Source organism: Synechococcus sp. MU1617, from assembly GCF_020514235.1.
Lineage (GTDB): Bacteria > Cyanobacteriota > Cyanobacteriia > PCC-6307 > Cyanobiaceae > Parasynechococcus.
Map to the genome: position 1 here is coordinate 49409 of NZ_VTLB01000004.1, position 17154 is coordinate 66562.

The 17154-nt window shown below is 60.8% G+C and carries 19 protein-coding genes; 14 read left to right on the plus strand and 5 right to left on the minus strand.

The annotated features are described in order from the left end of the window. Positions 1-53 precede the first annotated feature (53 nt). From FZZ90_RS09175 to FZZ90_RS09185, 3 genes are all read left to right on the plus strand, one after another. Complete coding sequence (locus FZZ90_RS09175) at positions 54-236, plus strand: hypothetical protein (protein ID WP_226425687.1); 183 nt, start codon at positions 54-56, stop codon at positions 234-236. Between the two features lie 17 nt (positions 237-253). Next, positions 254-655, plus strand: coding sequence for an OsmC family protein (locus FZZ90_RS09180; RefSeq protein WP_226425395.1), 402 nt, complete (start codon positions 254-256; stop codon positions 653-655). Positions 656-717: 62 nt separating this feature from the next. Continuing rightward, positions 718-1212, plus strand: coding sequence for a hemagglutinin (locus tag FZZ90_RS09185; RefSeq protein WP_226425688.1), 495 nt, complete (start codon positions 718-720; stop codon positions 1210-1212). A gap of 412 nt (positions 1213-1624) precedes the next feature. On the opposite strand, the gene FZZ90_RS09190 is transcribed toward FZZ90_RS09185, so the two are convergent. The 4 genes from FZZ90_RS09190 to FZZ90_RS09205 all read right to left on the minus strand — a co-directional run bounded on the left by FZZ90_RS09190 (position 1625) and on the right by FZZ90_RS09205 (position 4774). Next, positions 1625-1822, minus strand: coding sequence for a hypothetical protein (locus tag FZZ90_RS09190; protein ID WP_006851951.1), 198 nt, complete (start codon positions 1820-1822; stop codon positions 1625-1627). Positions 1823-1952: 130 nt separating this feature from the next. Further along, positions 1953-2096 (minus strand): hypothetical protein, encoded by a 144-nt coding sequence (locus FZZ90_RS09195; RefSeq protein ID WP_226425397.1) that lies wholly within the window; start codon positions 2094-2096, stop codon positions 1953-1955. A 176-nt stretch (positions 2097-2272) separates the two neighbouring features. Further along, positions 2273-3349 carry a photosystem II q(b) protein gene (gene psbA, locus FZZ90_RS09200; RefSeq protein ID WP_226425408.1) on the minus strand — a complete coding sequence of 359 codons (1077 nt, stop codon included), beginning with the start codon at positions 3347-3349 and terminating at the stop codon, positions 2273-2275. Between the two features lie 141 nt (positions 3350-3490). Further along, the gene (locus FZZ90_RS09205) at positions 3491-4774 is read right to left on the minus strand and encodes a YcjF family protein (RefSeq protein WP_226425410.1); all 1284 of its coding nucleotides are present in this window, start codon (positions 4772-4774) and stop codon (positions 3491-3493) included. Positions 4775-4943: 169 nt separating this feature from the next. On the opposite strand from FZZ90_RS09205, the gene FZZ90_RS09210 reads away from it, so the two are divergent. The 5 genes from FZZ90_RS09210 to FZZ90_RS09230 all read left to right on the plus strand — a co-directional run bounded on the left by FZZ90_RS09210 (position 4944) and on the right by FZZ90_RS09230 (position 8851). Beyond that, positions 4944-5846: a cation diffusion facilitator family transporter gene (locus FZZ90_RS09210; protein ID WP_226425689.1), complete on the plus strand. Its 903-nt coding sequence runs from the start codon at positions 4944-4946 to the stop codon at positions 5844-5846. Continuing rightward, the gene (locus FZZ90_RS09215) at positions 5839-6366 is read left to right on the plus strand and encodes a hypothetical protein (protein ID WP_226425412.1); all 528 of its coding nucleotides are present in this window, start codon (positions 5839-5841) and stop codon (positions 6364-6366) included. Before FZZ90_RS09210 ends, FZZ90_RS09215 begins: the two co-directional genes overlap by 8 nt. 16 nt (positions 6367-6382) lie before the next feature. Then, positions 6383-6925, plus strand: coding sequence for a hypothetical protein (locus FZZ90_RS09220; RefSeq protein WP_226425414.1), 543 nt, complete (start codon positions 6383-6385; stop codon positions 6923-6925). Between the two features lie 3 nt (positions 6926-6928). Beyond that, entirely contained in the window at positions 6929-7942 is a 1014-nt protein-coding gene (gene trpS / locus FZZ90_RS09225; protein WP_226425416.1) for a tryptophan--tRNA ligase, read from the plus strand. A 315-nt stretch (positions 7943-8257) separates the two neighbouring features. Further along, positions 8258-8851, plus strand: a complete 594-nt coding sequence (locus FZZ90_RS09230) for a muramidase (RefSeq protein ID WP_368506435.1) — start codon at positions 8258-8260, stop codon at positions 8849-8851. Here the strand turns inward: FZZ90_RS09230 and FZZ90_RS09235 are convergent. After that, positions 8836-9192, minus strand: a complete 357-nt coding sequence (locus FZZ90_RS09235) for a DUF2605 family protein (protein WP_226425418.1) — start codon at positions 9190-9192, stop codon at positions 8836-8838. The genes FZZ90_RS09230 and FZZ90_RS09235 overlap by 16 nt on opposite strands. 3 nt (positions 9193-9195) lie before the next feature. Between FZZ90_RS09235 and thrS the strand changes: the two genes are divergently transcribed. From thrS to FZZ90_RS09265, 6 genes are read left to right on the plus strand one after another with little or no spacing between them, the layout of a single operon-like run. Beyond that, on the plus strand, positions 9196-11031 hold the full coding sequence (gene thrS, locus FZZ90_RS09240) for a threonine--tRNA ligase (RefSeq protein ID WP_226425420.1): 1836 nt from the start codon (positions 9196-9198) through the stop codon (positions 11029-11031). Next, positions 11028-11423, plus strand: a complete 396-nt coding sequence (locus tag FZZ90_RS09245; RefSeq protein WP_226425422.1) for a DUF1824 family protein — start codon at positions 11028-11030, stop codon at positions 11421-11423. The genes thrS and FZZ90_RS09245 overlap by 4 nt, the downstream gene beginning before the upstream one ends. Before the next feature lie 35 nt (positions 11424-11458). Beyond that, complete coding sequence (locus FZZ90_RS09250) at positions 11459-12493, plus strand: glucokinase (protein ID WP_226425424.1); 1035 nt, start codon at positions 11459-11461, stop codon at positions 12491-12493. 14 nt (positions 12494-12507) lie between these two features. Next, complete coding sequence (gene thrB, locus FZZ90_RS09255) at positions 12508-13455, plus strand: homoserine kinase (RefSeq protein ID WP_226425426.1); 948 nt, start codon at positions 12508-12510, stop codon at positions 13453-13455. Positions 13456-13512: 57 nt separating this feature from the next. Next, positions 13513-15048 carry an NAD(P)H-quinone oxidoreductase subunit 4 gene (locus tag FZZ90_RS09260; protein WP_226425428.1) on the plus strand — a complete coding sequence of 512 codons (1536 nt, stop codon included), beginning with the start codon at positions 13513-13515 and terminating at the stop codon, positions 15046-15048. Between the two features lies 1 nt (position 15049). Continuing rightward, positions 15050-17152, plus strand: a complete 2103-nt coding sequence (locus tag FZZ90_RS09265) for a M3 family metallopeptidase (RefSeq protein WP_226425430.1) — start codon at positions 15050-15052, stop codon at positions 17150-17152. Positions 17153-17154 lie beyond the last annotated feature (2 nt).

Sequence of the window (17154 nt, forward strand, 5' to 3'; positions counted from 1 at the left end):
GTCATGCACCCCCTATGGAGTCCCATCAACGTGATTCCAACCGCATCCGTGTCATGAAGCTCGGCGAGCTCTTTCTCGAAGCCATGTCCACCGGCGTGATCACAAACGGAGAGATGGCATGGGTAACCGCCCGACAAGATCAATTCACACGAACTGAGGAAGCTGTTGCGCAACGGCTCGGCCGGTTGATCGATGAAGGCACGATTCAGCTGGGTTGTCGCATGCCTGTGGCCTGATTGATGGCAGGGCTCTGATGACGCGCATGTCCTGCCGCTACACCGGCGATCTGCACTGTTCAGCCGAACATGGGCCCTCCGGTGTGTCGTTGAGCACCGATGCTCCGCCCGATCATGAGGGTCGGGGGGAAAGCTTTTCACCAACAGATTTATTGGCCACCGCCCTGGGCACTTGCATCTTGACCGTGATGGGAATCACGGCCAAACGCCGAAACTGGTCTGTCACCGGCGCAGAAGCATCTGTCGAGAAGATCATGACCCAAACGGGGCCCCGCAAGATCGAAACACTTCGGGTGTGGATCACCCTGCCCCAAGGCTTATCGGAGGATCAAATTCAGTTGTTCAGGCGTGTTGCGAATGACTGCCCGGTGAAACGCAATTTGGAGTCATCCATGACGATTGATTTGATCTGGTGCTGATCCATCAGGTTTTCTCGCAGGACGGATTTAAAGCAGAAAGAAGAAGAACAAGAGGAGGCATGGTGAGACTTCACTTCATACCAATTCATGTCTTCCGAGAAACCCCATCGGTGACATTCTTTGATGCTGGGGTTCCAGGAAGCAATGGTACTGACGTGGTCGCACACCATGGCGCCGCGACGTCACCCCCCGACCAAAACGGTTCAGAGCAGTACTACGTGCACCGACATCAGGTAGACAACAACCTTGTACTTGAGGGTTCTCGAACCTTCACGTTGCTCAATCCGGCTTGGGATCACCCACATCACATCATTCATTTGATCCGAGCGATGGGTGCTCTCCAAATCCCTATCGGCACCTATCACCGCTCAGTTTCCAGCGACGAAGGAAGCCTGGTTCTGAACCAGTCCATGCGTGATCAGGGATTTGATTACAGAACAGAATTCATTCCAGTAAGGCTTGAAGAACGAGAGGATCTCCTTAAGGCAAAAGCAACAATTCCATGGATTTGGAGCTGGAAAGATGGGCACATCTGCAGAGACCACGACGCTCAGTGATGGTGCTTACGTCGCCGTGAATGACGATGCATGCGCTTCACCAAGCGGCCGCTGACGGAACGATCTTCAGCACACTCGAACCGATTCCAACGCCATCCCAGCCAGGACAGCGCCACGACGATGGCAATGGCGATCAACCAACCCACAAGGACAACGGCTCAAGAGAACAACTCAGAGGCAAAGACTGCTGGACCACAGCTCTTCCTCATCACCAAGATGCGTCCGAACGCAGGTGGTGACGCACTCGCCATCATCGATCGAACAGGTGGTGATGCACTCCAGGCATGCCTCAACCGAATCCCAGGTTCCAGCCTGTTGTTGCTCCATAGCCTTCTCAACCGACTAAGTGCGTTGTAGGCCGCCAATCGGTCGCTGTCGCTGCTTCCGTAAAGAGGAGTGAAGGCGACGGGTTTCAGCGCTGACCATCCTGATCGAGGCTGAACTCGAGCAATGCTGCCGTGAGCAAGGTCTTCATCGACTGCAGCGCCTCCTGCTCCCTGGGATCAGGCCCCCCCGGCCATTTCTCAAGGTGAAAGCTCACCGAGCGGTGGAGCAGGCGAACAGCTTCAAGGTCCAGATCGAACTGGAGGGTGGGGCGGGGCTCACTCATCTCCCCATTCTCCCCAACAACACGCTGACAGCAGGGAAGGAAATGCATAGTACATAAATACTAAAAGCAAAAGATGGGCATCGTTAACGCTCCGCCGGCAAGCACCTGGCCGCCGATGGGCTCGATTCAGCTAAGACCCAGCCGGTCGCTCATGGTGTGCCTGACCTGCCAGCACTTTCAGCACACCCTCACTGAGGGAGGAGTCACCCAGCCAGCTTGCGCTCACCACCAACAGCGCCTCCCCCAAGGAGCACACCTCACGCACCGCTGCCACCAATGGATGCAACGGCTAGAGAAAGAGATCGGCTGGTGTCCTGAAGGGACCTGATTCGCCGCCCATCCTTCACAGCCAACACACCAACAAAAAAGCCCCCTCCGAGGAGGGGGGCTTTCCGATTCAGTTGATCTGAATCGTTTGGTCTGTTCCAGAAGGAACAGGTTGATTCCAGATCAACCGATGGCAGGAGCCTGCAGAGCCACAGGAGTGGACTCAACAGCAGCCAGGTCGAGGGGGAAGTTGTGAGCGTTGCGCTCGTGCTGCACTTCCATGCCGAGGTTGGCGCGGTTCAGCACATCAGCCCAGGTGTTCAGGACGCGGCCCTGACTATCCAGGATGGACTGGTTGAAGTTGAAGCCGTTCAGGTTGAAGGCCATGGTGCTGATGCCCATGGACGTGAACCAAATGCCGACAACAGGCCAGGCGCCCAGGAAGAAGTGAAGGCTACGGCTGTTGTTGAAGGAGGCGTATTGGAAGATCAGGCGACCGAAGTAACCGTGGGCAGCCACGATGTTGTAGGTCTCTTCCTCTTGGCCAAACTTGTAGCCGTAGTTCTGGGACTCGCTCTCGGTGGTTTCACGCACCAGGGAGGAGGTCACCAGGGAGCCGTGCATGGCGGAGAACAAGCTGCCGCCGAAAACACCTGCGACGCCCAGCATGTGGAAGGGGTGCATCAGGATGTTGTGCTCGGCCTGGAACACCAACATGAAGTTGAAGGTGCCAGAGATGCCCAGGGGCATGCCATCAGAGAAGGAGCCCTGACCGAAGGGGTAAACCAAGAAAACAGCCATCGCTGCAGACAGCGGAGCGCTGTAGGCAACGCAGATCCAGGGGCGCATGCCCAGGCGGTAGGAGAGCTCCCACTGGCGACCCATGTAGGCGGAAATGCCGATGAGGAAGTGGAAGCAGACCAACTGATAAGGGCCGCCGTTGTACAGCCACTCATCGAGGGAAGCAGCTTCCCAGATGGGATAGAAGTGCAGGCCGATGGCGTTGGAAGACGGAATAACAGCACCGGAGATGATGTTGTTGCCGTAGATCAGGGAGCCAGCGACAGGCTCGCGGATGCCATCGATATCAACCGGGGGAGCGGCGATAAAAGCAATGGTGAAGCAGATGGTGGCCGCCAGGAGGCAGGGAATCATCAGCACGCCGAACCAACCCACATAGATGCGGTTGTTGGTGTCGGTCACCCACTGACAAAAGGCTCCCCAATTGCTCTGGCGTCCGCTGCGAATTGCGGTGGACATGGAAGAAAAGAAGACGGATAAACCTCTCCCAAAAAAATGGGACAGGTGAAACAAGTTTATGGAGAGAACCTTCCGTTACATGGCAACTCAATAATCGGAATCAGCTCTCAAAAAAACTTCATTAAGCGCTTTACGAAGCATTCATGAAGTTGCATGAAGCAGCCAGTCACGGGATTGCTGAACGAAGCCGTTCCAGTTCATCCGTTCCTCCTCAGCAGCCCGAGCCACCAACAACGGCGCTTGCTGCTTCAACGCCACAAGATCGAGCTCATCAACACCGGCATTGATCGCCAGCCAATCCGCCATGGATCGGCCCACCACACGGGTGAGGTAAGCCGCACTGAGGGCCTGCATCGAACCAGCGATCAGCCAACTCCCCCCGTCCAGCTTGGCCAGTCCAAGCAAGGTCTGACCGGTCCACTCCACCACGCCCTGGGCGAGCGCCACCCGAGCCAGCTGTGCCGCCGCTTCCCTGAGCACATCGGGCTGCAGCGACGCCCCCCAGATCTCACCCATCTCCTTGATCATCAAACCGTTGGCCACAGTGACGGCCAGAAGATCAAGGCTGGCGATGGGGGATGCCATCACAGACCCAGCCACCACCCACTGGGTGCGTTGCTGGATCTGCAGAAAGCGCTCACGCCGAAGCGATTCGAGGTCACGCTGCCAACGGCGATGCAGTTCCGCCAGCAGCCGCGGCCGCGTCTCGATCGCAGCCTGTTTCAGCGAACTGCGCAACGGTGCCAGGGCAGCCCTCAGCTTCATCGAAGGCTCCTGAACCAGGATCCGCTCGCGCCAGCGCTCGGGAAGGTCATCCCGAACTGAATCGATGGCATCGGTCGACGCGTCCTGCACTTCTGTCGCCACGAGCAGCCAAGCCGGCTGATCGTCCGGCACCTGCTGAAGCCAGAGCAGATCTGAGGCCAGCAGTGGCGCCTGCAGGCTAAACAGGATCAGATCTTGATCCAGCAGGCCGCGGGGCCAGCAACGGCTGCCGTCATCGGTGGTCAGGGGATGGCAGAGCGACAGCGTCAATGGCACCGGGCCAGCCAGAGAGCTGCTGAGGTCTGCTTCATTCGGTCCCTGAGAAGCTCCCAAGGCGACCATTGCCATGCGCACAGGACCGCTGCGGTCCAGCACTGACTTGAGTTCAGCGCGACGGGCCAGATCCGCGGAGGGTTGCTGCTCAAAACCCGCGAACTGATCCAACACTTCCTGGCATCGAGCCATCCATCCATTCAGCGATACCGGTGCTGTGAAACGCGGTTGGCTTGGCTTGCGCCCAAGCCAGATCACAACGCCACCGGCGGCCAGCAGCCCCAGCCCCCCGCCGGGAATGTGCATCACATCACTGACCAGCCACTGTCCAGCAAGCAGACCAGCCCCAGCCAGAGCCAGCGGCCGCAGCAGCGACGACGGTGGCATCACCAGGTCTGGCCATGAAGCCGGGAGTTTCAACAGTAAGGCTGCTGTAGCAGTGGCCCTTCTTAGCTCAACCCACCACCTGACACCAGAACTTCAGGCCAGAAGGACGACTTCTCCATAAGTTGGGAACAGGCCGGAGTCAGCCGTGACACACAGTCATCCCATCGCGATGGTCGACAACCGCCGGGGGGTGCGCAGGGTTCTCATGGTGGCCCTGGGCCTGAACATCACCATGTCGCTGCTGAAGCTTCTGGTGGGGGCCATGAGTGGCTCCCTGGCGGTGATCGCTGACGGCATGCACAGCGCCACCGATGCGCTGTCCAGCCTCACGGGACTGGTCACCAACAAACTTTCCGATCCACGGCCCGACCGGGATCACCCCTATGGCCACCGTAAATACGAGGCTGTAGGAGCCCTCGGTATCGCTGGGTTCATCCTCTTCACAGCAATCGAAATCCTGCTGCGTTCAGGGGAGAGGCTCCTCGAGGGCCTGCCACCCATCCGTGTGACAAGCCAGGAGCTCGTGCTGCTAACGCTCGTGCTGGGATTCAATCTCCTGCTGGCGGGATATGAGCTTCGAGAAGGTCGGCGACTGAACAGCAACCTGCTCAAAGCAGATGCCCAGCATGCGGCGAGCGACGTTTGGACCACCGTGGTGGTGCTGGTGGGCATGGCGGGGGCGGTCTGGCTGCAGGTGAGCTGGCTCGACGTCGCGCTGGCCATCCCGATGGCGCTCCTGCTGATCCGTGTGTGCTGGCAGGTGCTGCGCGGCACCCTGCCCTGGTTGGTGGACCACATGGCGGTTGCCCCTGAAGCCATCTATGCCGAAGCTATGGCCACAGCCGGAGTGATGAACTGCCACGACATCGCCAGCCGGGGCGTTCTGGGCCAGCAGGTGTTCATCGAAATGCATATGGTTGTCGACGCAGACGACCTCACCAAGGCGCACAGGATCACCGAGGAGGTGGAAGAGCGCTTGGACGAAAGCTTCGGGCCGGTGCGGTGCACCATCCATCTGGAACCCAAGGACTACGTGGAGGACGGGATCACCTACACCGGCGCCCATGGCTGATGTCGACACCGCAACACATGAGCTCGCTGGACTGACCGTGCGTCAGCAGCGGGGGCTGATTGAGGTGCTCGATGAAGTTCGCCGTGCCGAAGGCTGGTCTTGGCAACTTCCGGTGTTGCTGCGGGAACGATGCTGGCTGCGGCTATCTCGCACTCCCCTGACCGAGCTGCACCGCTTGCTCCCTCCGGATGGACGCGATGAGGCGCCAGAACTGATGCAGTACCGGCGGTTGCTGCGGCAGGGAATGGATCCACTGATGGCCCAACAAAACTGCTGGCATGACTTCGGCATCGAGGACTGCCAGAGAGCGCTGCGGGACTACTGGAACAGTCGTGACACTGCCATCCACGGTTGGACAGCCGAGCGGTACCGACAACTGGTGAGCAGCTATCGCGAACGGATTGATCGGGGAATCACAGCGGTTCCGATGCTCGTGCTGGCTCGGAAGAACAGCGTTGAATGCCACCAGCTGCTCTGGATCACCGAAAACACCCCGGTGATGCGTCACACTTGCGCCTGATTCCAGGCCATGGGCCATGAGTGATTCCTACAGCGATCCCCAACAACAGGCGGGACAGGGAGACGGCGGCCGAGACGGTCAGCGCAGTCGTGGCAACCGTGGCGGCGGCCGTGAAGGCGGCCGTGAAGGCGGAGGCTTCCGGATTCGCCTGAGTGACAACGAAATGCGCTCGGCAAGGGCACTGCAGGAGGCCTTCAATCTCCGCTCAACCGTTGCCGTTCTGGGTTTCGCAGTCCGCAGCCTCGGCCAAATGCTGGAAGAAGGCCAACTCGACGCCCTGATCGAGCAGCAACGCAATCAGCCTGCCCGGGGTGGCCGGCGTGATGGTGGTAGCCGCGATGGTGGAGGTCGCGATGGTGGAGGTCGCGGGCGCCGTTTTGACGACGAGCGCGGCAGCCGCGGATCCCGCCCGAACCCCTTCGCCCGACCTTCCAAACCTCAGCCGGAAGTCCAGGCTGAACCGGTTGACGAGCAAGAGGTGGAACCGGTGGTGGAGCCGGTGGTGGAGTCAGAAGTAGCCCCCAGCGACGACACCAAAACCGAAGCAACCGAGGTCTGATTGATGAGCCGGCCAAGGGTTCTTTCCGGGGTGCAACCGACCGGAGCACTGCACCTCGGCAATTGGCTGGGTGCCATCCGCAATTGGGTTGACCTGCAGGAGACCCACGACACCTTTGTTTGTGTTGTGGATCTCCATGCCATCACCGTTCCCCATGACCCCAGCCGCCTGGCTGAGAACACCCGTTCCACAGCAGCGCTCTACCTGGCCTGTGGCATGGACCCCAAGCGCTGCGCAGTGTTTGTGCAGAGCCAGGTGGCAGCCCACAGTGAACTGTGCTGGTTGCTGAATTGCGTCACGCCACTCAACTGGCTTGAGCGGATGATTCAGTTCAAGGAGAAAGCGGTGAAGCAGGGGGACAACGTCTCCCTGGGCCTGCTGGACTATCCGGTACTGATGGCCGCCGACATCCTTCTCTACGACGCTGACCTGGTGCCCGTCGGCGAAGATCAGAAGCAGCACCTGGAGCTGGCGCGTGACATCGCGCAACAGCGCATTAATGCCCGCTTCGGTGGCAAGGACACCCCGGTGCTCAAAGTGCCCAAACCGATGATCCTCAAGGAAGGGGCACGGGTCATGAGCCTGACGGATGGCCGCAGCAAGATGAGCAAGAGCGACCCCAACGAAGGGAGTCGCATCACCCTTCTGGACCCTCCTGAGCTGATCACCAAAAAGATCAAACGCGCCAAAACCGATCCAGAGCGTGGTCTCGAATTCGGCAACCCTGATCGGCCAGAAACCGACAACCTCTTAGGGCTTTACGCGATCCTGAGCGGTAAGGGGCGTGAGCAGGCCGCCAACGAGTGCGCCGAGATGGGTTGGGGACAGTTCAAGCCGCTGCTGGCCGAAGCCACCGTGAACGCGCTGGAACCCATCCAAGCCCGCTACCGCGAGCTGATGGATGACCCCACGGAGCTCGATCAGGTGCTCAGCACAGGCCGCGAGAAAGCCGAAAACGTGGCCAACGCCACGCTCGAACGGGTTCGGGACGCCTTGGGCTTCGCCCGACCAGCCTGATCGCCGCCAAAGAAAAGCATTAACTGCTCTTATCAATACGGCCGATTTCGTTTTGAGCGACACCCCCTAAGACTTGACGGAGACAACCTCAGTCGCAGCAGCGAGTCTCGCAAGACTCTCACCCTTCTCTCAGTTGCATATACACAGCGCAGACTGCGCGTCAACCCCTCAAGCACCGATCTCGCGCGCAGGCCTCGTGGGCCAGCACTGTGACCGTCCACCTGATTGCTCTTTGTGCGTCGTCTTTTTTCTGCGTTCAGCCCAGTCACGCATTGGAACCGACCTGTCGTCGGTGCTGCCCTGACCGCAGGATTGGTGCTGTCCGCAGGAGCCACACAGCTACCCCAGAAAACAGACACGCCTTCAGACCATGCCGCGCATGGCGAAACCAGCAGCCGCGCCCATCTGGCCACCGGCAACGAAGGTGGGCGTTATGAGCTGACGCCTGAGCGCCGCGCCCTGCTCAACACCATTCGCTTCGCCGAGGGGACCTGGAAGGACGGTGAAGATAAGGGCTACCAAATCACGTATGGCGGCGGGCAGTTTCAGGACCTCTCGCGTCATCCCGAGCGGGTGATCGTGAAGCGCTACACCAGCGCTGCAGCTGGGGCCTATCAATTCCTGCCGAAGACCTGGAAAGGAGTGGCCAAGGAGCTGAAGCTGACCAGCTTCGAGCCAAGGCACCAGGACCAAGCCGCTCTGCACCTTGTTGAGCGTCGGGGTGCTCTCAAAGAAATTGACCGGCAAGGTCTGACCAAGAACGCCATGGCGAAGTTGGCTCCCGAATGGGCATCCTTCCCCACCTGGACTGGCCGCTCCGCCTACGGGCAACCGGTGAAGAGCCATCAGGAACTGGCGAGCTTTTACAGCAGCAACCTGCGCCAGCTGCGCAATCAGCTGGGGGCCTGAGACGAACGGGTCGAACCCAACTTCGCGGCCAAGGCCCACACCTCCGTGACCAAGCCATGCCACGGGTTCATCACCTCCATCGAGACCGCCATGGGCTGCGTTGATGCAGCCACAAGAGAGCGCGTTGCAGCAATTGCCTTCTTGCCGTCCTGCAGCCGCTCCTCCATGCGCTGACGCTCCTCTGATGGCATCACCTCCTCCGGACAGGCCTGCAGAAGCTCCTCCCCGCGCTGAAACCAGTGCTCGAAGTCATCGAGAAGGGATGCCAGCAATTCATCCAACAGTGCGCCAGCATCGCGATTAATTGACTCACCCACGTGTTGCCCTCGGGTCTCGCCCATAGGATGGCGGGCCCCGAACCTGAACCGGTGAGCAGCGCTGCAGCAACCACCCCAGCCCCTTCAGCACCAGTGGTTCTGCCCAAGACCAGCGAAAGCGATCAACTGCTCAAGATTCGCCACTCGATGAGCCATGTGATGGCCATGGCTGTGCAGCAGTTGTTCCCCAAGGCACGCGTCACCATCGGCCCCTGGACCGAAGCCGGTTTCTATTACGACTTCGACAATCCCGATCCCTTCACCGAGGCCGACCTGAAGGCCATCAAGAAAGGGATGATCAAGATCATCAACAAGAAGCTGCCCCTGGAGCGGGTCGAGGTGAGCCGCAGCGAGGCCGAAGCAAAAATCAAGGCCCAGAACGAGCCCTACAAACTCGAGATCCTTGAAGGACTGCAGGAGCCGATCACCCTCTACACCCTTGGCGAGGACTGGTGGGACCTCTGTGCTGGCCCCCACGTGGATCACACCGGCCAACTCAACGCCAAGGCCTTCGAGCTGGAAAGCGTGGCAGGCGCCTACTGGCGTGGTGATGAGACCAAAGCGCAGCTGCAACGCATCTACGGCACGGCCTGGGAAACCTCGGAACAGCTGGCGGAGCACAAACATCGCAAGGAAGAAGCTCTCCGCCGCGACCATCGCCGGATCGGCAAAGATCTCGACCTGTTCTCCATCGAGGACGAGGCCGGGGCTGGCCTGGTGTTCTGGCACCCCCGCGGTGCCCGCATGCGTCTTCTGATCGAAGAGTTCTGGCGGCAGGCCCACTTCGAGGGCGGATACGAGCTCCTCTACACCCCCCACGTGGCGGACATCAGCCTCTGGAAGACCTCAGGCCACCTCGACTTCTACGCCGAGAGCATGTTCGGCCCGATGGAGGTGGACGAGCGGGAGTACCAGCTCAAGCCGATGAACTGCCCGTTCCATGTGCTCACCTACGCCAGCAAACTGCGCAGCTACCGGGAACTGCCAATCCGCTGGGCGGAGCTTGGAACGGTGTATCGCTACGAGCGCCCCGGTGTGATGCACGGTCTGATGCGGGTCCGGGGCTTCACCCAGGACGATGCCCACGTGTTCTGCCTGCCCGAGCAGATCAGCGACGAGATCCTGAAAATCCTCGATCTCACCGAGCGGATCCTCTCCGCCTTCGATTTCAGCAACTACGAGATCAACCTCTCCACCCGCCCTGAGAAGTCCATCGGCGATGACGCCGTCTGGGACCTGGCCACCAAGGGACTGATTGAAGCCCTGGAGCGCAAGGGTTGGGCCTACAAAATCGATGAGGGCGGCGGCGCCTTCTACGGCCCGAAAATTGATCTCAAGATCGAAGATGCCATTGGCCGGATGTGGCAGTGCTCCACCATCCAGTTGGACTTCAACCTGCCGGAACGGTTTGAGCTCGACTACATCGCCGCCGACGGCAGCAAGCAGCGGCCGATCATGATCCACCGCGCCATCTTCGGTTCGCTGGAGCGATTCTTCGGGATCATGACCGAGAACTACGCAGGCGATTACCCCTTCTGGCTGGCTCCGGAACAGGTGCGCCTGTTGCCCGTCACCGACGAGGTGCAGCCCTACGCGGAACAGTTGCTGAACCAGCTCACCCAAGCTGGTGTGCGCGCCACCATCGACCGCAGCGGCGACCGTCTGGGCAAGTTGATCCGCACCGGCGAACAGATGAAGATCCCCGTGTTGGCGGTCATCGGTGCCAAGGAAGCTGAGCAGAACGCCGTAAGCCTGCGCAGCCGACGAGACGGTGACATCGGGGTCACATCGGTGGCCGACCTGCTCAGTGCTGCTCAAATGGCCAACAGCCAGCGCGCCGCAGGCCTGGAGCTGAACCGATGACGGACTCCCCCGTGCAGAAGCTTGCCGATCTCGCGCATCTGCGCGGAGCACCGGACCTGCTTCCCCAGATCAGAAACGAACTGCGCGGAGAACTCGATCAGGCGATGGCCAACGTCAGCTGGTTCACCATCGGCGTCATGGCCCCGTCCATGGAGCAGGCCCTCACAGCGCTGCGCAGCCTCGAGCAAAGCCAACAGTGGGAGCCCCTCCAGCTCGTCGACAGCCCAGAGGAGCCGGGCCCTGTTTTTCTGAAAGCCAATCAGAAGGGGGGCACGATCCGCATTCGGATCGAGCACGGCCTCGGCGAGGGAATTCTGATCAGTGGCCACGGCGACGACGACACCACGCCAAGCACCACCTGGGGACCGCTTCCTCTGGACTTCTTCTCCTGAGCGAACCACGCTGTTAGGAGATGCTGAGGCCATGGATGGCCACCACCACACTCCTGGCGGGGGACATGGGAGGCACCAAGACCCTGCTCGCTCTCTATGGGAGTGAGTCGGGTCAAATGCGCCTGCTGCATCAAGAACGCTTCCGCTCGGGAGAATGGTCATCCCTTGAGCCGATGCTCGAGGCCTTCCTCAACAATCGCCCAGCTGATCTCCCGGCTCCAGCGCATGCCTGCATCGCCGTTGCCGGCCCGGTGCGTCATAAGGAGGCCCGGATCACGAATCTTCCCTGGCGGTTACGGGAGGCCGACCTGGCGAGGGCAGCAGGTACTGAACGCCTCGAGCTGGTGAATGATTTCGGCGTTCTGATTTACGGGCTGCCCCATTTCGACGGCAACCAGCAGGTAATCCTTCAGAACGGCCACCAAGACGCGGGCCCTCTGGCAATTCTTGGTGCCGGCACCGGTCTCGGTATGGCACGAGGACTGCAGAGCGAGCAGGGACTGGTAGCCCTGGCGAGCGAAGGAGGGCACCGCGAATTTGCCCCGCGCAATGAAGCGGAATGGGAGCTGGCCTGCTGGCTCAAACAAGACCTCAGCGTCAGCCGGCTGTCGATTGAACGCATCGTGAGTGGAACCGGCCTTGGGCATGTGGCCCACTGGCTGCTTCAGAAACCCGATGCCGCCATGCACCCCCTACGCAGCGTGGCTGAGGCGTGGCGGCGCAACAGTTCCAACGATCTTCCTGCTCAGGTGAGCGTCGCGGCTGAAGGGGGTGATCCATTAATGCAACGCGCTTTACAGCTGTGGCTGGAGGCCTATGGCGCAGCGGCAGGCGATCTAGCCCTTCAAGAACTCTGCACAGGAGGCCTCTGGGTTGGTGGTGGCACAGCATCAAAACAATTGAAGGGACTGCAATCCGCCAGCTTTCTCAACGCGATGCGCGATAAGGGACGCTTCCGCGAACTGATCGAAGGGATGCAGGTCACAGCGGTGATTGATCCCGATGCCGGACTGTTCAGTGCAGCCTGTCGCGCCAGGATGCTGGCAGAGTCAGGTGGGACACTGGCCTGAGAAGAGGATCAGCGATGGCGCAGCCGCGCATCGGTCAGAAAGTGGTCGTGGACGTCCCGGCAACCACCGCCAATCTCGGCCCCGGATTTGACTGCCTGGGTGCAGCCCTCGACCTGAACAACCGATTCGCGATGCGGCGGATCGAAGGGGGCGGTGAACGGTTTGAGCTGATTATTGAGGGATCGGAGGGGAGCCACCTCCGCGGTGGTCCAGAAAACCTCGTCTACCGCGCGGCCCAACGGGTGTGGAAAGCGGCTGGCCTGGAACCCGTTGCCCTTGAGGCACGGGTGCGTCTTGCCGTGCCGCCGGCACGGGGGCTGGGCAGCAGTGCCACGGCCATCGTGGCGGGATTAATGGGAGCCAATGCCCTCGTCGGTGAGCCCCTCTCCAAGGAGAAGCTGCTCGAGCTGGCCATCGACATCGAAGGGCACCCCGACAATGTTGTTCCCTCCCTTCTGGGGGGCCTCTGCATGACCGCAAAGGCCGCCTCTCAGCGCTGGCGCGTGGTGCGTTGCGAATGGGCGCCAAGCGTGAAGGCCGTCGTGGCGATTCCATCGATTCGCCTGAGCACCAGCGAAGCCCGCCGGGCCATGCCCAAGGCCATTCCCGTTGGCGATGCTGTTGTCAACCTGGGTGCCTTGACGCTTCTGCTGCAGGGACTGCGCACCGGAAATGGTGATCTGATCTCCGACGGCATGCACGATCGTTTGCACGAGCCTTACCGCTGGCGGCTGATCAAAGGCGGTGACGAGGTCAAACAGGCGGCCATGGACGCGGGAGCCTGGGGCTGCGCCATCAGCGGAGCCGGACCAAGCGTCCTGGCTCTTTGTGAGGAAGACAAGGGCCCAGCCGTCAGTCGCGCCATGGTCAAAGCCTGGGAAGCGGCAGGAGTCGCCAGCCGCGCACCGGTGCTGAATTTGCAGACGTCAGGCAGCCACTGGCAACCGGCCGAGGATGAGTAGATCCACCTAAACAGGGCATTCAGCCCTGTTAGCTTTGTTAAAGATTGCGGACATGGAATGGATGCTGGGTTAGCAGAGCTTGCTGTCTCGGGCAGTCCCTTCCCCTGGTTGTCATTGATTGTGCTGTTGCCGGCGGCAGCAGCGTTGGTGTTGCCACTGGTTCCGAGCAGCGAAGAAAATCCATCCCCCGCCCCGAAAATCATCACCCTGGTCGTCCTGCTGGTCGATCTCCTGTTGATGATGGGGGTGTTGGCCACCCGCTTCGACCCCAGCACTGAAGGGCTCCAGCTGGTGGAGCGGGTGAGCTGGCTCCCAGCACTCGGCCTCGAATGGTCCCTTGGTGTTGATGGTCTTTCAGCACCTCTTGTGGTGCTCAGCGGGCTGGTCACTTTTCTGTCTGTGGCTGCCAGTTGGTCGGTGCAGCGCAAATCACGGCTGTACTTCGCCCTGATGCTGGTTCAGGCCTCGGCCCAGGGCCTGGTCTTTCTCTCGCAGGATTTCCTGCTGTTCTTCCTGGCATGGGAGCTGGAACTTGTTCCCGTCTACCTACTGATCGCTATCTGGGGCGGACAAAACCGCCAGTACGCCGCGACCAAATTCATCCTCTACACAGCCCTGGCCTCTTTGCTGATCCTGATCAGCGGCCTGGCGCTGGCTCTTTCTGGTGACACCTTCACCTTCAACCTCACCGAACTTGCATCTCGCTCCCCCGGCGGCAGCTTTGGCTTGTTGTGTTACGTGGGCTTCCTGATTGGCTTCGGCGTGAAACTGCCGATGTTCCCGCTCCACACCTGGCTGCCCGATGCCCACGGCGAGGCGAACGCGCCGGTGTCGATGCTGCTGGCCGGGGTACTCCTGAAAATGGGCGGCTACGCACTGCTGCGCTTCAACGTGCAGATGTTGCCGGAAGCGCACGCCACCTTGGCGCCGGCACTGGTGATCCTTGGGATCGTGAACATCGTTTATGGCGCCCTCAACGCCTTCGCCCAAGACAACGTCAAACGCAGGATCGCCTGCAGTTCCGTCAGCCACATGGGCTTTGTCCTGGTCGGTATCGGTGCCGTTGATGCCCTGGGAATCAGCGGAGCCATGCTCCAGATGGTGAGCCATGGTCTGATCGCTGCAGCAATGTTCTTCGTAACGGGTGTGTTCTACGAGCGAACCAAGACCCTCTCGATCCCCAACATGGGCGGACTGGCCAAGGCCCTGCCGATCACCTTTGCCTTCTTCCTGGCCAGCTCCCTGGCGTCACTGGCGCTGCCTGGCATGAGTGGCTTCATCAGTGAAATCACCGTGTTCCTTGGCATCACCAGCCAGGAAGCCTTCACCTCGGTGTTCCGCTCGATCACCGTGCTGATGGCCGCCATCGGTCTGGTGCTCACACCGATCTATCTCCTCTCCATGTGCCGCCGGGTGTTCTTCGGCCCCAGGATTCCTGCCCTGGCCAGCGTTGCTGACATGCGGCCCAGGGAACTGGTGATTGGCCTCAGCCTTCTGGTGCCAACCCTTGTGATCGGCATCTGGCCCCGCGTAGCCATGGACCTTTACGAAGCCTCCACCAACGCTCTTGCCCTGCAGTTCATTGCCAGCTGAGATGTCGACTGTTTCCCCCCTTCTGCGCGGCCAAGGGCTTCCCGAGTTCCGTGCCATTTCCCCAGAGCTCGTCAGTACAGACATCCCGGTTCTGCTCGCACAGCTGGATCAGGACTTCAGCGCGCTGGAGCAGGCTCTGGAGAAAGCCCTTGCAGGACCATCGAAGCTGTCCTGGGATGGGGTGATGCAACCGCTGCAGGCCATCGGCGAACGGCTGCGTTGGAGCTGGGGTGTGGTGTCACACCTCAATGGCGTTTGCAATTCCGCTGAACTGCGCGATGCCCATGCCGCCCAGCAACCCGATGTTGTGCGCCTGAGCAACCGCCTTGGCCAAAGCCAGATTCTTCATCGGGCCTTGATGGCCCTTCAAAGCGATCCCGCCGAACCACTCAATCCAACCCAAGAGCGGATTCTGAAATCAGAGCTGCTCTCGATGCAGCAGCGCGGTGTTGGCCTCAGTGGCGACGAGAAGGAAGCCTTCAACAGCACCAGTGAACGCCTGGCCGCTCTCTCGACCCAGTTCGGCAACCACGTGCTCGATGCCACGCAGCAGTGGACCCTGAAGCTCAGCCAAACCAGCGACGTGGAAGGCCTGCCGCAGCGGGCTTTGGAGGCGTTGGCCGCAGCAGCGCGCGAAGCAGGGGACGCTGATGCGTCTGCGGAGTCAGGCCCCTGGCTGCTGGGACTGGACATGCCCCGCTATCTGCCCTTCCTCACCCATGCCAACAACCGATCCCTGAGAGAAAAGGCTTATCGCGCCCATGTGGGGCGGGCCAGTGAAGGAGAACTCGATAACCGGGCACTGATCGAGGAGATCCTGACCCTGAGGCGCGAACAAGCTTCCCGCCTGGGCTATGCCCATTGGGCTGACCTCAGCCTCAGCGCCAAGATGGCTGACGATGTTCCGGCCGTGGAAGCACTGCTGGACGAACTTCGTGCTGCGGCATACCCAGCAGCTGAGCAAGAGTTGCGGGATCTCCAAGCCATCGCCAGGGAGCACAAGGCCCCTGAAGCTGATGAGCTAGCTCCCTGGGATATCGCTTACTGGTCGGAGAAGTTGCGTCAATCCCGGTATGACCTGGACCAAGAAGCGCTGCGCCCCTGGTTCCCGCTGCCGCAGGTGCTCGAAGGCCTGTTCAGCCTTTGTTCACGGCTGTTCGAGGTCGAGATCGTCGCCGCCGACGGCGAGGCACCAACCTGGAACGACGATGTGCGCTTCTTCCGGGTGAAGCGCTCCGATGGCACACCGATCGCCGGCTTTTACCTCGACCCCTTCAGCCGCCCCGCCAGCAAGCGCGGTGGAGCTTGGATGGATGAATGCTTAGGCCTCAGCAAGAAACCCGATGGATCTGTCGTGCTGCCGGTGGCTTACCTGGTCTGCAACCAGACCCCACCTGTGGGTGACACGCCCAGCCTGATGAGCTTCGAGGAAGTGGAGACCCTCTTCCATGAATTCGGCCATGGGCTCCAACACATGCTCACCACCGTTGAGGAACCGGAAGCAGCCGGCATCAGCAACGTGGAATGGGATGCCGTGGAACTCCCCAGCCAGTTCATGGAGAACTGGTGCCTTGATCACGCCACCTTGATGGGCATGGCGCGCCACTGGCAGACCGGTGAACCCCTGCCCGAGGAGGAATTCAACAAGCTGCGCAGCAGCCGCACCTTCAACGCAGGCCTGGCCACCCTGCGGCAGGTTCACTTTGCTCTGAGTGACCTTCGCCTCCACAGCCAGTGGACCCCGGAACTTGGCGTTACCCCAGACGAACTGCGCCGTGAGATTGCCACCACCACCACGGTGATGGCTCCCATCCCAGAGGATCAGTTCCTCTGCGCCTTCGGCCACATCTTCGCGGGGGGCTACTCCGCTGGGTACTACTCCTACAAATGGGCTGAGGTGCTCAGTGCCGATGCCTTCTCCGCTTTTGAGGAGGTGGGTCTGGATCAGGAGGATCAGGTTCGCGAAACGGGAGCCCGCTTCCGCGACACCGTGCTCAGCCTCGGTGGCAGTCGCTCCCCAGCAGAAGTGTTTGAAGCCTTCCGAGGCCGTCCGGCCAGCACCGAAGCACTGATTCGCCATTCCGGCCTGGTGGCCGCGGCCTGAGC

What these genes read in the sequence shown, in the direction of transcription:
- FZZ90_RS09175 (WP_226425687.1), top strand. Translation starts at nt 54, where the DNA reads ATGAAGCTCGGCGAGCTCTTTCTCGAAGCCATGTCCACCGGCGTGATC.
- FZZ90_RS09180 (WP_226425395.1), top strand. Translation starts at nt 254, where the DNA reads ATGACGCGCATGTCCTGCCGCTACACCGGCGATCTGCACTGTTCAGCC.
- FZZ90_RS09190 (WP_006851951.1), bottom strand. Translation starts at nt 1,822, where the DNA reads ATGAGTGAGCCCCGCCCCACCCTCCAGTTCGATCTGGACCTTGAAGCT.
- psbA (WP_226425408.1), bottom strand. Translation starts at nt 3,349, where the DNA reads ATGTCCACCGCAATTCGCAGCGGACGCCAGAGCAATTGGGGAGCCTTT.
- FZZ90_RS09205 (WP_226425410.1), bottom strand. Translation starts at nt 4,774, where the DNA reads ATGCCACCGTCGTCGCTGCTGCGGCCGCTGGCTCTGGCTGGGGCTGGT.
- FZZ90_RS09210 (WP_226425689.1), top strand. Translation starts at nt 4,944, where the DNA reads ATGGTCGACAACCGCCGGGGGGTGCGCAGGGTTCTCATGGTGGCCCTG.
- FZZ90_RS09215 (WP_226425412.1), top strand. Translation starts at nt 5,839, where the DNA reads ATGGCTGATGTCGACACCGCAACACATGAGCTCGCTGGACTGACCGTG.
- FZZ90_RS09220 (WP_226425414.1), top strand. Translation starts at nt 6,383, where the DNA reads ATGAGTGATTCCTACAGCGATCCCCAACAACAGGCGGGACAGGGAGAC.
- trpS (WP_226425416.1), top strand. Translation starts at nt 6,929, where the DNA reads ATGAGCCGGCCAAGGGTTCTTTCCGGGGTGCAACCGACCGGAGCACTG.
- FZZ90_RS09235 (WP_226425418.1), bottom strand. Translation starts at nt 9,192, where the DNA reads ATGGGCGAGACCCGAGGGCAACACGTGGGTGAGTCAATTAATCGCGAT.
- thrS (WP_226425420.1), top strand. Translation starts at nt 9,196, where the DNA reads ATGGCGGGCCCCGAACCTGAACCGGTGAGCAGCGCTGCAGCAACCACC.
- FZZ90_RS09245 (WP_226425422.1), top strand. Translation starts at nt 11,028, where the DNA reads ATGACGGACTCCCCCGTGCAGAAGCTTGCCGATCTCGCGCATCTGCGC.
- FZZ90_RS09250 (WP_226425424.1), top strand. Translation starts at nt 11,459, where the DNA reads ATGGCCACCACCACACTCCTGGCGGGGGACATGGGAGGCACCAAGACC.
- thrB (WP_226425426.1), top strand. Translation starts at nt 12,508, where the DNA reads ATGGCGCAGCCGCGCATCGGTCAGAAAGTGGTCGTGGACGTCCCGGCA.
- FZZ90_RS09260 (WP_226425428.1), top strand. Translation starts at nt 13,513, where the DNA reads ATGGATGCTGGGTTAGCAGAGCTTGCTGTCTCGGGCAGTCCCTTCCCC.
- FZZ90_RS09265 (WP_226425430.1), top strand. Translation starts at nt 15,050, where the DNA reads ATGTCGACTGTTTCCCCCCTTCTGCGCGGCCAAGGGCTTCCCGAGTTC.